At 36.8% G+C, this 13,770-nt stretch carries 11 protein-coding genes; 9 read left to right on the top strand and 2 right to left on the bottom strand.

Annotation, left to right across the window (positions count from 1 at the left end):
- Positions 1 to 61 precede the first annotated feature (61 nt).
- From ACQ4QH_RS06185 to ACQ4QH_RS06165, 5 genes are all read left to right on the top strand, one after another.
- Positions 62 to 1,210, top strand: coding sequence for an AI-2E family transporter (locus ACQ4QH_RS06185; RefSeq protein WP_439818177.1), 1,149 nt, complete (start codon positions 62 to 64; stop codon positions 1,208 to 1,210).
- A 120-nt stretch (positions 1,211 to 1,330) separates the two neighbouring features.
- Positions 1,331 to 1,846 carry a tRNA (cytidine(34)-2'-O)-methyltransferase gene (locus tag ACQ4QH_RS06180; protein WP_439818176.1) on the top strand — a complete coding sequence of 172 codons (516 nt, stop codon included), beginning with the start codon at positions 1,331 to 1,333 and terminating at the stop codon, positions 1,844 to 1,846.
- A gap of 35 nt (positions 1,847 to 1,881) precedes the next feature.
- Entirely contained in the window at positions 1,882 to 4,656 is a 2,775-nt protein-coding gene (locus ACQ4QH_RS06175) for a DNA translocase FtsK (RefSeq protein ID WP_439818175.1), read from the top strand.
- Between the two features lie 222 nt (positions 4,657 to 4,878).
- Positions 4,879 to 5,781, top strand: coding sequence for an ABC transporter ATP-binding protein (locus tag ACQ4QH_RS06170; protein ID WP_439818174.1), 903 nt, complete (start codon positions 4,879 to 4,881; stop codon positions 5,779 to 5,781).
- Complete coding sequence (locus tag ACQ4QH_RS06165) at positions 5,774 to 7,024, top strand: ABC transporter permease (protein ID WP_439818173.1); 1,251 nt, start codon at positions 5,774 to 5,776, stop codon at positions 7,022 to 7,024. Before ACQ4QH_RS06170 ends, ACQ4QH_RS06165 begins: the two co-directional genes overlap by 8 nt.
- A 131-nt stretch (positions 7,025 to 7,155) precedes the next feature.
- On the opposite strand, the gene ACQ4QH_RS06160 is transcribed toward ACQ4QH_RS06165, so the two are convergent.
- Positions 7,156 to 7,287: a hypothetical protein gene (locus tag ACQ4QH_RS06160; RefSeq protein WP_002828375.1), complete on the bottom strand. Its 132-nt coding sequence runs from the start codon at positions 7,285 to 7,287 to the stop codon at positions 7,156 to 7,158.
- Positions 7,288 to 7,414: 127 nt separating this feature from the next.
- Here ACQ4QH_RS06160 and uvrC point away from each other — a divergent pair, with 127 nt between their 5' ends.
- The 4 genes from uvrC (at position 7,415) to ACQ4QH_RS06140 (ending at position 12,106) form a co-directional block, all read left to right on the top strand.
- Positions 7,415 to 9,208 carry an excinuclease ABC subunit UvrC gene (uvrC, locus tag ACQ4QH_RS06155; RefSeq protein WP_439818172.1) on the top strand — a complete coding sequence of 598 codons (1,794 nt, stop codon included), beginning with the start codon at positions 7,415 to 7,417 and terminating at the stop codon, positions 9,206 to 9,208.
- A gap of 92 nt (positions 9,209 to 9,300) precedes the next feature.
- Positions 9,301 to 10,611: a GTPase ObgE gene (gene obgE / locus ACQ4QH_RS06150; RefSeq protein ID WP_439818171.1), complete on the top strand. Its 1,311-nt coding sequence runs from the start codon at positions 9,301 to 9,303 to the stop codon at positions 10,609 to 10,611.
- A gap of 97 nt (positions 10,612 to 10,708) precedes the next feature.
- Positions 10,709 to 11,410, top strand: coding sequence for a YigZ family protein (locus ACQ4QH_RS06145; RefSeq protein ID WP_439818170.1), 702 nt, complete (start codon positions 10,709 to 10,711; stop codon positions 11,408 to 11,410).
- 81 nt (positions 11,411 to 11,491) lie between these two features.
- The gene (locus ACQ4QH_RS06140) at positions 11,492 to 12,106 is read left to right on the top strand and encodes a DUF1361 domain-containing protein (protein ID WP_439818169.1); all 615 of its coding nucleotides are present in this window, start codon (positions 11,492 to 11,494) and stop codon (positions 12,104 to 12,106) included.
- Positions 12,107 to 12,186: 80 nt separating this feature from the next.
- On the opposite strand, the gene ACQ4QH_RS06135 is transcribed toward ACQ4QH_RS06140, so the two are convergent.
- Positions 12,187 to 13,416, bottom strand: coding sequence for a multidrug efflux MFS transporter (locus ACQ4QH_RS06135; RefSeq protein WP_439818168.1), 1,230 nt, complete (start codon positions 13,414 to 13,416; stop codon positions 12,187 to 12,189).
- Positions 13,417 to 13,770: the final 354 nt, after the last annotated feature.

The raw sequence follows: 13,770 nt of genomic DNA, 5'->3' as shown, positions 1-13,770 counted from the left end.
ATGGGGGCTTTTTTATAAAATGACTGATTTATTTAAATGTTATATGTAAAGGAGCAAACACATGAAAGAAAAATCAAATGGCCAATCTATTTTTCACCGCTGGTTGTTGGATAATAAAATCGTATCCGCCATGCTTATGATTTTGTTGTTCTTAATTATTGTCTTCATGATTCACAAAGTGGCCTTTATTTTTAATCCGGTTGCAGAATTTTTTAGTGCAGTTGGTGCACCAATAATTATTGCTGGTGTGTTTTATTTCTTACTAAATCCGATGGTTGACTGGGCAGAACGGCGCTTTAACTTTCCAAGGATTGCAACGATTTCAATACAATTTATTGTCTTGGCAGTGCTGATTATTTGGGGATTAGCTGTATTTATCCCTTGGATGAGTAATCAAATTATTAGCTTGGTTAATGAATGGCCAACCTATTGGCATAAAATTGTGACGATGATTAATCATTTCACCTCTAATAAACAATTTAATGCGGTTAATAAGTGGTTCAATACAACGAATAGTGAAATATCAACTTGGTTGAAAGACTATTCAGCTGAATATGCTAAAAAGGGATTACATGGCGTTTCTTCAGTTGTTGGTACAGTAACTAGCGTTGTTATTGCAATTATCACATTTCCGTTTGTCCTCTTCTATTTGCTTAAAGATGGTCATCAAATGCCAGCATATATTGCAAAGTTTTTACCAGTGAAAGCGCGTCACTCATTTTTGGAAACGCTAAAGGAAATTAGTACTCAAATTTCAAACTACATTCGAGGACAGATTTCAGTTGCCTTTGCAGTCATGATAATGTTTGCAATTGGTTATACGATTATTGGCTTACCATATGGTTGGTTAATTGCAATTGTTGCAGGAATTTTGAATATTATTCCTTTCCTTGGCTCATTTTTAGCGATGGTACCAGCTGTTGTTGTCGGAATTTTTGTGTCACCAGTGATGCTGATATCAGTGCTAGTTGTCTTTATGATCGAACAAACGTTAGAAGGACGAATTATTTCACCAAAATTGTTGGGATCTTCTATGAAAATTCATCCTGTAACGGTTTTGATTGTCTTACTATCTGCTGGTAATATTTTTGGTATCTTAGGAGTTATCTTTGGTGTACCTGGATATGCTATCCTAAAGGTATTGATTTATCGTTTTTATAATTGGTGGCAGACGAGTTCGGACTTGTTTAAAGAAACGAATCAGAATTAAGACATTAATAAATTTTGACAAGTATAGCGCAAGGTACTGAATGTACGTGCTATACTTGTTTTTGTATGCATTAATCACGTGTAGGTTAAAATAACCTAGAGAAAATAGGAGAAGTTAATTATGAGTACAAATCATATTGTTTTATTTGAACCATTGATGCCAGCAAATACGGGAAATATTGCTAGAACGGCAACCGGAACTAATACGAAATTAGATTTAATTGAGCCCTTGGGATTTAAGTTAGATGATAAGCATGTTAAGCGAGCTGGTTTAGATTATTGGGATAATGTCGATATTACAGTCCACAAAAATTTACCTGCTTTTATGGCTACTTTAAAAGATACTGATGAATTATTTCTGATTTCAAAGTTTGCAAAAAGATCATACCATCAGGCTGACTACACAAATACAAATCATGACTACTATTTCCTATTTGGTAAGGAGACGACTGGTCTGCCAGAACCTTTTATGAAAGAACATCCAGATCAAGCCTTGCGTATTCCGCAGAATGACGAGCATATTCGCTCATTAAACCTATCAAATACAGCAGCAATTATTATTTATGAGGCCTTACGTCAGCAGAGTTTCCCTAATCTTGATCTGACACATGAATATGATTACGATAAGCTTAAGTAGTTTTTAGGTTAAATTTTTTAAGAAAGGAGGATCATATGGCATATAAAAAAACGACAACTAGAAAAAGTACGACAAATCGGCGACCAAGAAAGACATCTAGTCGGAAGAAAAAGAGCAATAATGACACGTTAGCTTGGTTTATTTCGCGATTACCACAGATTTCGGGGCTAATTGCAGTCATCTTAACCATATTAGCTATTGCCAAAGTTGGTCTAATCGGAAAGTTAGTAGCAAACTTAATTCGATTATTGGTGGGCGGATCATATCAACTATTGTTGCTTGTTTTGTTGGTACCATTCTTAGTCGTCATGGCATATGGAACATGGCCACCTCGATTGAAATGGCATCATTATCTAGGGTTTACATTGTTTTATGTTGGTATAATGTTGATAGGATCGATCCTATTGTTTAATAAAATGAATTTGCACAGTGATTATGTTGCAACTATTCAACAATTGATCAACCAAGATTTAAATAATCATGCAGTAACAACGCCTGTTGGTGGCGGTATTATTGGAGCAATTATCTATCAATATACTTATTTGACCATGAGTAATTTTGGTTCGTGGTTAATTGCAATTGTTTTATTGATTGTTGGCACGGTTATTATGTTTCGATTACCATTACGCGGTGTATTCGATAATTTCTTTTCATTTGCCGAAGGTGCAGGGGATTTAGTCCAAACGCAAGCAACCACTGCTCATGAAAAGGTGACAGAGTCTATCAATACATTCCGTACCAAACAAAAAGACCGACAACAAGAAGCGATGAATGAATTCTTTAATGAAGAACCATTTAGTCCACGAAAGGGTAAGAAGGAAAAACCACTACCTGAGGCTTCTTCGTCTGGTGAGGTTCATTTCAATAAGAAACAATCGCTAACTGATGACGATTCAGAGGCTATCGTAACGAAGTTTGTGGTACCCGAAATTGTCGCCCCAACTTCCCAACATGAACAACAAGCCACAATGTCTGTTGACTCAACGTTAATGAAGAGCAGTGAAGCTAGTCGTGTACCAAAAACCGTTAATCGCACAAAAAATGTTTCTGCATCTGTGGCACCAAGTGCATCACAAAAAGCGACTACTAATTTTGATTCTCAACGGGTGATTCAATCAGCTGATCCAGTAGAGCCAGTTGTTTATGGTGAAGACTTGGCGGATGATGAATTATTGCCTGGTCAGGATGTGCCATTATCACATGTAGATATTCTAGATCGTGCAGAAAAAGAAGCTGCTAATAAGGTAACACATCATGCCAATCGACATGTGACACCATCAGCAATGACTGAACCAACACCAGATGTTGATGCGAGTGGATTAGGAACGATAATTAGTGATAAAAATTACCGTTTACCCACAACGCAGTTATTGCAACATATTGGCTCTACCGATCAGTCACAAGAACGTGATGCATTAAGTGAAAAAGCGCGAATTCTTCATCAAACATTGCAGAGTTTCAAAATTAATGCGACGGTCGAAAAGGTTGTATTGGGGCCAACAGTTACTCAGTATGAAATTAAACCAGCGGTTGGTGTCAAAGTTTCAAAAATTCAAAACTTGGCTGATGATTTGGCATTGGCATTGGCAGCAAAGTCGTTACGTATTGAAGCACCAATTCCTGGTAAAAATGTTGTGGGTATTGAAGTTGCCAATGATCAACAAGCAACAGTTGGTTTTCGAGATATGGTGGAAGAGGCCGGTGTTGACACTGATAAACCATTGATTGTTCCTATTGGAAGGGGCGTTACCAGTGGAGTTGTAAAAGTGGACCTAACTAAAATGCCACACTTATTGATTGCTGGTTCAACAGGGTCAGGAAAGTCTGTTGCTATCAATGGCATCTTAGCATCAATTCTATTGCAGGCAAAACCATCACAAGTCCGCTTGATGTTGGTTGATCCCAAAAAAGTGGAATTGTCAGTATATAACGATATTCCACATTTGATTACACCAGTCGTTTCTGATCCCAAAAAGGCAGCACTAGGATTAAAGAAGGTTGTCGCAGAGATGGATCGACGTTTTAAGTTACTTGCTGAAGAAGGCGTTCGTAATATTGACGGTTATAACAAATTAGTGGCAAAACGTGATGAAACAGAAAAAGGTGTTGTTTCTCAGAAAATGCCATATTTAGTGGTTATCATTGACGAGTTGGCTGATTTAATGATGACCTCTGCAGTTTCTGGAGATGTTGAAAATGCCATTGTGCGCATTGCCCAATTGGGACGTGCGGCTGGTATTCATATGATTGTTGCTACCCAACGACCATCCGTTGATATCATTACTGGATTGATAAAAGCTAATGTGCCTTCACGAATGGCTTTTGCGGTTTCTTCAGGTGTTGATTCTCGTACTATCTTAGATGGTAATGGTGCTGAAAAGTTGTTAGGTCGAGGTGATATGTTATTTGCTCCGATTGGTTCAAACGGACCACAGCGTGTGCAAGGCGCCTTTATATCTGACGATGATGTTGCTGCAATTACTGATTTTATCAAACAACAAGGTAGTGCACAGTATGATGAGTCAATGTCAGTATCAGATGCTGAGGTACAGGCATTAGAAAATGGCAACAACTCGGGAACTGATGAATTAGATGAAAAATGGGATGAAGTATTGGAATTCATTCTTAGAGCAGGTGGTGCATCAACATCATCTATTCAACGACATTTTGGCATGGGATATAATCGTGCTGGTCGTATCATTGATTCATTAGAGGATCGGGGGTTGATTGGTCCGGCAAATGGATCAAAACCTCGTGAATTAAAATTCACGCCAGAAATGATGGACCGGTTTAAAAAGAACGCACAATAAGTGTCATATGGACAATATGAATTAATATTTTGAATCAATTTCACTTTTTAAAGTGAGTTTAAGAGCTGTTAATCAAACCAATTAATTTGGTGGATTAGCAGCTTTATTCATTTATGTCATATTGCATTAAATTTAAAACCAAAAGGTCTTGGTAAAGTATGCTATCCTAATAATGTGTTAACTGCCAATAAATTAAAAACGACTATGTTAGGAGTTTTCTAAATGATAGAACTAAAAAATTTAACCAAAAAATTTGGTGATAAGATTGCAGTTGATAATATGAATATGCGATTAGAGGAAGGGCATGTTATTGGCTTAATTGGACAAAATGGTGCTGGAAAAACAACAACCTTTCGCATGATGTTGGACTTTATTAAGCCAACTCACGGCACGATTACTTGGGATGATCATGCGATAACAAACCGTGACAAACAGAATATTGGTTTTTTACCTGAGGAGCGTGGTTTATACCAAAAATTAAGTATTGAGCAACAGGTGATTTATTTTGCTGAACTTCATGGAATGACTAAGGCTGATGCAAAACAAAAATTAAAACACTGGATGACACGATTAGATGTGGTGGGGAAGGTCACTGACAAAGTGCAAAGTTTGTCAAAAGGTAATGCACAGAAGGTACAATTAATTGCTACAGTTATTACTGAGCCATCATTACTTATACTAGACGAACCATTTACAGGTCTTGATCCAGTTAATACACAATTAATGATGAATGAAATTTCACGATTAAAGGAAAACGGCGCCATGATTATCTTTAGTTCGCATAATATGAGTGGGGTAGAAAAATTGTCCGATGAGTTGTTAATGTTAAAGCATGGACAGACAGTTTTAAGTGGTGGATTAGTAGAGATTAGAGAGTCTTTTGGGCGTAGTGAAATTTATTTAGAATCAATAGTTCCTGATGCTGAGTTATTGGCAATACCTGGGGTATTGTCAGTTGAACAAGATGGTCATGGTCGGCATTTGAAGTTATCTAATGATGATGCGGGAAAAGAAGTATTTCGAACGGTTTCTAAATATGGTTATGTGCCGGTATTCGCACAACAACCACCGACTTTAGATGAGATTTTCCGTCGTGAAGTGGCTGGAGGTGACAAAAATGACTAAACATCAATTATTCTTGGTTGCCCGACAAACGTATACTAACCGCCTAAAGACATTTGGATTTTGGTCAATTGTCTTAGCACCAATCTTGATCTTGCTAGTCATTGGTGGCATCGTATTTGTTATGGACGCCACTAAGAGTACTGAGAAGCCAACTGTTGCAGTTGTAAATAATGCATCATTAACAACTTATTTGAAACAAAATAAGGCTGTGGGTGCACGATACAAAAATATGCCATCAGCCGCTAAAGCGAAGCAAGCTATGAAACGAGATAAAATTGATGGCTATTTAACCTCTGCTAATGGGCAATACCATCTGACAATGTCTACTGATGCAGACTCATTATCTGAAGATACATTACAATCAACAATTAATCAGTATTATATGATTAATCAAGCGACAAAATTGCATTTAAATGCTGATCAGTTACAGACGCTGATGGAGCCACCGGCATTTGATTCGACTGTTTATAATAAAAATGGTAAGTCTTCTGCAGGAGGCGCAACTTCTAATACTGCCAACAGTATGTTGGCTGGGGGGTTAGGCATTTTTATATTTATTTTTCTAACGGCATATGTGGGCATGATAGCTCAAGAAATTGCCAATGAAAAGTCTTCTAGGATTATGGAAATTTTGTTAGCGGTCACTTCACCTGGTGTACAATTTTTTGGTAAACTTTTAGGAGTGGCTGGTCTTGCAATCACACACGGCCTTGTTTATGTTTTAGCTGGCGGAATTTTTGCGATCTTTATGCCTAAAAATCAGTATATTGATATGGTTAGGGAGATGCTAGCGGGTGTTGATATTAACTTCGCCATAATGACAGGATTATTAGCGATTGTTGGGATATTCTTGTATATGATTTTGACTGCAATTATCTCAGCAATGATTAATGATTTAAGTCAAGTGCAACAGGCTGTATCGCCAATTACCTATGTGGCAATGATTGGTTATATTTTATCATTTGTATTGGAAGGGCAACCACATAATCTTTTGATCAATGTACTATCATATGTACCATTCATTTCACAAACTTTAATGCCAGCACGATTAGGACTACAATATGCCAATATGACAGATGCATTAATTGCGCTATTATTGGAAGTAGTTGTGTTGATTTTCCTCGCAAGATATGGATTGCGTGTTTATAAGAAAAATGTGTTGACATATACAGATGGTAATATTACTAAAGCAGCGTTACTAAGCTTAAAAGGATTATTCAGTAAAAAAACAATTGAAGATTAACCATAACAACCCTATGCTATTGAGAAAGTAGCATAGGGTTGTTATGATGTAGAAGTGATTATTGACAGTTATTATTGATATGATACTTATCAATAAAGAAAAACGCCGTAAAATACGGCGTTTGGTTATCACTATTTTTCTTCTTCCTCGTCTTTATTATTTCCGAGGAAACGATCTTTGTTCTTGTCCTTCAAATCAGGAATATCAAATACTTCGTCAATTTGGCGAGATAATTCATCATTTCTTTTGGTTTGTAGTGGCATGTAAAGGACCTCCTATTTAATAATTAGCATTATTATAGCATGTTTAATTAAAATTTGGTTAAATGAGAAAAATTGGGATAAACACAACAGATTAGATTGTCAGCTAATAATTAGGGAAGGCAAATAGATGGCATCAGAACATATTGAGCAAAAACTAGCTTTATTACCTGAATTACCAGGTTCTTATCAGATGAAAGATAAGGATGGAAAGATTATTTATGTTGGGAAAGCTAAAAATTTAAAAAATAGAGTTCGCTCTTATTTTAAAAGTGAACATTCAGGAAAAACAGAGCAACTGGTGGCAAATATCGCGGATTTTGATTTTATTGTTACCAGTTCCGAAAAAGAATCATTGCTTTTAGAAATTACCCTGATTCAAAAATATCAGCCTTATTACAACATTAGGCTAAAACGTGGTACGGGGTATCCATATATCAAGATAACTAATGAGCGAGATCCACAAATTTTATTAGCGAATGAAGTTGCAGACGATGGTGGTCATTACTTTGGACCGTACCCTAATGTTTATGCTGCCCAGGAAACGTTACATTTTTTACAAAAAGTGTATCCATTACGTCGTTGTAATGGTTATCAAGGACGTCCATGTTTGTATGCTAACATTGGGCAATGTTTGGGAGCATGTTATAAAGAAGTTCCGGAAGAGGTCTATAACGAACAAATAAAAAAGATTAAACGTTTCTTAGATGGTGATACTAAAGTTGTCACGAAAATGTTACAGAAAAAAATGGCAGAAGCCGCAACAAACTTAGCCTATGAGCGAGCAGCAGACTTGAGAGATCAATTGAAGTTTATCGAAGCAACTGTTGAAAAACAAAAAATTATCTCACGTGATGGTACACCAAGAGATATATTTAATTTCTATATGAACAGGGGTTGGTTATCTGTTCAAGTTTTCTTTATTAGGCAAGCACGTTTAATGAAAAGAGAGAAACGTTTATTTGCTATCGTTGGTTCTGCTCAAGAAGAATTAACTAGTTTTATTCTTCAATTTTATAATCGACAGAATGCAGTGTTACCTAAGGAGATTTTGGTCCCAGCGGGAGTAGATAAAGAGACCATTTCTCAAGTATTAAATATTCCAGTACGAACACCACAACGAGGTGAAAAACGTGCGTTATTAGAATTAGCAGGTAAAAATGCCAAAATTGTCCTAGATGAAAAGTTTCGTTTACTAGAGATGAATGAGTCAAAAACAAGTGGTGCGATGCAAGAAATTGCTGATGCATTAAATATTTCGGCGATTCACCGAATTGAAGCGTTTGATCATTCTCATTTACAAGGATCAGATATGGTCTCTGCAATGGTTGTCTTTGAAGATGGTGTCCCAAATAAAAATAAATATCGTAAGTATAAAAATAAAACAGTTGAAAATGCTGATGAACGTGCAGAAACAATGGAAGTTATTCGTAGACGCTATACAAGATTGTTGAAAGAACATAGTGAAATGCCTGATCTTATTTTGATGGATGGCGGGGTTATTCAACTAAATGCTGCTCGGGAAGTCATTGAAGATGAGTTAGGTCTTTCAATACCGGTTGCAGCTATGGTTAAAAATGATCAACATAAAACAGCTGATTTGCTAAAAGAAGAGGGGGCGGCACATGTTCACCTTGACCCTAATTCGCAAGGCTTTTATTTGCTACAGCGAATCCAAGATGAGGTTCACCGATTTGTGATTACATTTCACCGACAGCTACATTCTAAAAGTTCGTTAGGGTCAAGACTGGATGGCATTGCTGGTGTGGGACCTAAAACACGCCAAAAATTGCTCACGACCTATGGTTCAATGAACAAAATGGCTACTGCTTCATTAGACGATTTGAAAAAACTAGGTATATCTGAGAGGGTTGCCAATAATATTCGAATATCATTGGCAGCAATGCAAAGTCACGATGACTAAAGGTGGTCAAACCTGAAAAAGTACTGTAAAATGTAAGTCGACAGTTTACAGTTGGCTACAAGAAAGCTAAAAAGAAAGTGAGGTCATGAACGATGGCGTTTGTCGACCAAGTAAAAATTTTTGTTAAAGCAGGAAAAGGCGGGGATGGTGCAGTTTCATTCCGTCATGAAAAATATATTAATATGGGAGGTCCATTCGGTGGTGACGGTGGTCATGGTGGATCAGTCGTTATGGTCGTTGATGAAGGGCTACGTACGTTAATGGATTTTCGATATAAGCGTTACTTTAAAGCACAAGTGGGTGGTAATGGTGCAACAAAAGGGATGACTGGAAAATCAGCAGAAGACCTGATTATTAAGGTACCACAAGGAACGACCATCACAAATACAGAGACTGGTGCAGTAATTGGTGATTTGACTGAAAAAGGTCAACGATTAGTCATCGCACAAGGTGGTCGTGGGGGCCGTGGTAATATACGGTTTGCCTCATCGAAAAATCCAGCACCAGAAATTGCTGAAAATGGTGAGCCAGGTGAAGAATTAGACATTTCCTTAGAGTTAAAGGTTTTGGCGGATGTTGGGTTAGTTGGTTTTCCTTCTGTTGGAAAATCAACCTTGTTGTCAGTTGTAACGGCAGCAAAGCCAAAAGTGGCAGCTTATCACTTTACTACATTAGTACCTAATTTGGGTATGGTTCGTTTAGATGACGGTCGTGATTTTGTTATGGCGGATTTACCTGGGTTGATTGAAGGGGCTTCTGAAGGAGTTGGATTAGGTATTCAATTCCTTCGCCATGTTGAGCGTACGCGAGTAATTTTACATATGATTGATATGTCAGGAGTTGATCCTGAACAAGATCCCTATGATAATTATTTAAAAATCAATCAAGAATTAGCAGCTTATGATCCAGCACTATTGGAACGACCACAAATTATCGTGCCAACTAAGATGGATATGCCTGATGCACAAACAGCTCTTGAGATGTTTGAAGATCAATTACGGAACAATGATAATGTGCCAGATGACATTGAAATTATGCCAATTTCATCATTGTCGCGTGAAGGGTTGGAGCCATTGTTACGTCGAACAGCTGACTTGCTAGACGAGACACCAGTCTTTATACCTAAGGGTATGGTGGATGCTGATGATGAGCAAGCAAATTATGAATTTGAAGAACGAGAACAACCATTTGAGTTATCACGAGATGAAGATGGCACTTGGATTCTATCTGGTAATGAAATTGAGCGATTGTTCAAACGTACAAATACGAACTTTACTGAGTCATTGATGCGTTTTGCACGACAAATCAGGTTTATGGGTGTCGATGAAGCACTTCATGAAGCAGGTGCCGAAAATGGTGACGTTGTAAAAATTTTAGATTTCCAATTTGAATATGAAGAGTAAGATTGATTGTTAATTTGACAAGTTTATAGCTCGTTTGTTTTCGGTAATGCTGAGAATAAGCGAGTTTTATTCATTTATTGAAATGGAAGGAGGAACCATGGCAGGAAATCAAGCTGAGCATGTTAGCCAGTTAGGAAAATATATTACAATTGCGGACAAACAAAGTACTTGGGAACAAGTGATTAAAAAGTCACGATTTATTGTGAATATCGCTCGAATAACTAATGAAGAAGAAGCCAAAGAGTTCATTGATGATATTAGTTTGACACACCGAAAGGCAACGCATAATGTTTGGGCATATTTGTTAGGAGATCGTAATGAAACACAACGATACTCCGATAATGGTGAACCAGCTGGAACGGCTGGTGTGCCCATATTGGAGGTCTTGAAAAATAACGCCATCCGTGATGTTGCTGTTGTTGTGACACGTTATTTTGGAGGCATTAAGCTTGGAGCGGGTGGCCTTGTTAGAGCTTATGCTGGAACTGTTGTTGGTGGTATTGAGGCAAGTGGGTTAATTGAACGCATTCAACGACATGAAGTCAATTTAAAAATTGCGTATAAGCAATTTGATCCGCTAAAATATTGGTTAGAGCAAAAAAATTATCAAATTTTGGATACATCATTTGCTGCTGATGTGACTGTTACGATTGCTGTTGCCGATTCGGAAATGACGTTATTTAAGCAAGCGTTGACAAATGAGATGGCTGGACAAGTACAAATTGAGTTGGACGGAATTAATTGGTATGAAGTGCCGTATACCAATAAAGTACATGCTAAAACGGAAACACTGAAATAATTTTTTTATGATGCATTTATCTTGTTTGCTGTATGATGTGGGTATTCGTGTCAGATTAATAACAGAGTATTGGAAGAAAAGATGAAAACAGATATTGTAAGAGTACACTTAATTGTTTTAGGTTTACTTTTGGTTATTTGGTTGGTACCAACCAATTACAATTTTTTAATTTGGAATATAATTTTAGCATTGATACCATTTGATTTAGCTTTATTGATTCGTTATTTTAAAAAGTACCGTGTTGTACAAATTTTAATAACAATCATTTGGCTAGTGTTCTTCCCGAATGCCATGTATATGGTAACTGATTTTAGTCATTTATCATCAATTGGTACCGGATTAATGACAGAAACACAGTTTTTCAACTATGCGATTTTAGCAGTAGGTGTATTGACAGGATTAATATTGGGTATTTCTTCAGCGCATATTGTTGGTCGGGTATACTACCAGAAACTATCAACCATTTGGACAATTATGTTTTATGTTGTTTTATCATTTGTTTCCGCATATGGTATTTATTTAGGCAGATTTTTGCGTATTAACTCATGGGAAATAGTTAGTGATCCACAAAAGGTGATAAAACTTTTTATGTCTTCCATATCAATGCACAGTTTAGTGTTTGTTATTTCATTTGGAGCATTACAATTTGCTTTGTTAGTGCTTTATCATATGGTTCGTCGTATAAATATAGATTAAAAAAAGACCTTGATATACTTTAAATGTTAGTTGGTAGTCTCAACTTGTTAAAGTAAAATCAAGGTTTTTATTTTAAAAATTTAAAGATTAAGTGAATCATCATTTTTTAATGAATTCGTGCGATAAAAGAATAGGCCAGCATTAACAACAATGAGTAGGGCACTGGCAATAAATATGCCTCGATAATCAAAGAACATTGCAACGACGGTTCCCATAGCTGGTCCAGCTACAGAACCTAGTGACTGAAATGATTGATTGTAAGCAAATATGCGTGAGGTGACTTGTGTTGGTGTCGTTTTTGTTAGTAATGTTTGTACAGCAGGTAACATGGTTGCGTCAGAGATACCGATCATGAAACGTAAGATAGCTAGTTGCCAGACGGCAGTTACAAATCCTGTTGGTAGCATAAATGAAAAGGCAAGTGTAAAGCCAATCAACATAATCCGATGGGTACCAATCCGGTCACCTAATTGACCAAATCTAGGGGCTGCCAGCATTGTTGCTATACCAGGCATGGCGGCCACAACGCCAGCCCAGAATGTTGTACCAACCGCACCATGATTTAGTTCGCGGACAAAGAGAGCCACGATAGGACTGATTGATTGGTTAACAATTTGAATGATAAAAGTGGTTAGAAACAAGCTGATAGTTAATTGCGGATGCTTTAGTTGTTTAAACACTTCTTTTCGTGAAAGAGATTCACCACGTGCAACGGGCGTGAATTCTTCTTTCACTAGTGTTAATACAAGTACGAATACTAGTAAAAATATGATACCTGTAATAATGAAAGATAAACGATAACTTACAATTGAAGCTAATATACCACCAATAAATGGGCCGAGTAATTGACCACCGGTTACACCAGTTACTAATGTCCCTAATGCGTATCCGGCTTTTTCTTTTGGTGTTTGTGTGGCAATCATTGCATTCGCATTTGAAATGAAACCACCAAACAACCCTTGCAATGCTCGGAAGAAAATAAGTTGCCAAATATTTTGAGCAGCGCCCATTAAGAAGAATACAATAGCCATGCCTAATGATGCCCGTAATAGCATGAGTTTACGTCCCTTGCTATCAGCTAATTTACCCCAAAAAGGTGATATGATTGCAGTCATTAAAAAAGTAATGGAAAAAGTTATGCCACTATAAAGTGTTAATTGGTCTTTGGTAAAGTTACCTAGAGTGTCTACGTAGAGAGACAAAAAAGGCATGACTTCACTAAAACCTATGCCAGTCATGAATACACCAAACCAAAGCACGAATAAATTTCGCCGCCAGGTAGGCATTTCTGACAATTTTTCTTTCAACATGATTATTGTCTCCTAATTGAATTGTTTTTTATAACCATTTATTCTACTCGTTTTGTGATATTCGTGCACGTTATTAATATTTTCATTAAACAACAAAAAAGAACTGGCTATTAACCAGTTCTTTTTTGTTGTAGGTTTAATAAGAGATATGTTAATTGAGTAGATTTACTAGGAAAGTAAAAACTCTTCGTCATGTGGGTGACGAAACGACCAAGCGATGAGTGTAGGCTTGCTCATTACTTATCTTTAAGTCGATAAATACATATTAACTAGGAAATGTGAACAAAATGTGAATATTATTGTACAAAATTTCACGTTTTAAAAATGCCATCATTCAGTAAATCGAAGGTTAGT

The sequence above is a fragment of the Weissella paramesenteroides genome, assembly GCF_051903945.1.
GTDB classification, from domain to species: Bacteria; Bacillota; Bacilli; order Lactobacillales; family Lactobacillaceae; genus Weissella; species Weissella paramesenteroides_A.
Note: the sequence above shows the minus strand (reverse complement) of the source record. Positions and strands in the feature narration are given on the sequence as shown.

What these genes read in the sequence shown, in the direction of transcription:
- ACQ4QH_RS06185 (WP_439818177.1), top strand. Translation starts at nt 62, where the DNA reads ATGAAAGAAAAATCAAATGGCCAATCTATTTTTCACCGCTGGTTGTTG.
- ACQ4QH_RS06180 (WP_439818176.1), top strand. Translation starts at nt 1,331, where the DNA reads ATGAGTACAAATCATATTGTTTTATTTGAACCATTGATGCCAGCAAAT.
- ACQ4QH_RS06175 (WP_439818175.1), top strand. Translation starts at nt 1,882, where the DNA reads ATGGCATATAAAAAAACGACAACTAGAAAAAGTACGACAAATCGGCGA.
- ACQ4QH_RS06170 (WP_439818174.1), top strand. Translation starts at nt 4,879, where the DNA reads ATGATAGAACTAAAAAATTTAACCAAAAAATTTGGTGATAAGATTGCA.
- ACQ4QH_RS06165 (WP_439818173.1), top strand. Translation starts at nt 5,774, where the DNA reads ATGACTAAACATCAATTATTCTTGGTTGCCCGACAAACGTATACTAAC.
- ACQ4QH_RS06160 (WP_002828375.1), bottom strand. Translation starts at nt 7,287, where the DNA reads ATGCCACTACAAACCAAAAGAAATGATGAATTATCTCGCCAAATTGAC.
- uvrC (WP_439818172.1), top strand. Translation starts at nt 7,415, where the DNA reads ATGGCATCAGAACATATTGAGCAAAAACTAGCTTTATTACCTGAATTA.
- obgE (WP_439818171.1), top strand. Translation starts at nt 9,301, where the DNA reads ATGGCGTTTGTCGACCAAGTAAAAATTTTTGTTAAAGCAGGAAAAGGC.
- ACQ4QH_RS06145 (WP_439818170.1), top strand. Translation starts at nt 10,709, where the DNA reads ATGGCAGGAAATCAAGCTGAGCATGTTAGCCAGTTAGGAAAATATATT.
- ACQ4QH_RS06140 (WP_439818169.1), top strand. Translation starts at nt 11,492, where the DNA reads ATGAAAACAGATATTGTAAGAGTACACTTAATTGTTTTAGGTTTACTT.
- ACQ4QH_RS06135 (WP_439818168.1), bottom strand. Translation starts at nt 13,416, where the DNA reads ATGTTGAAAGAAAAATTGTCAGAAATGCCTACCTGGCGGCGAAATTTA.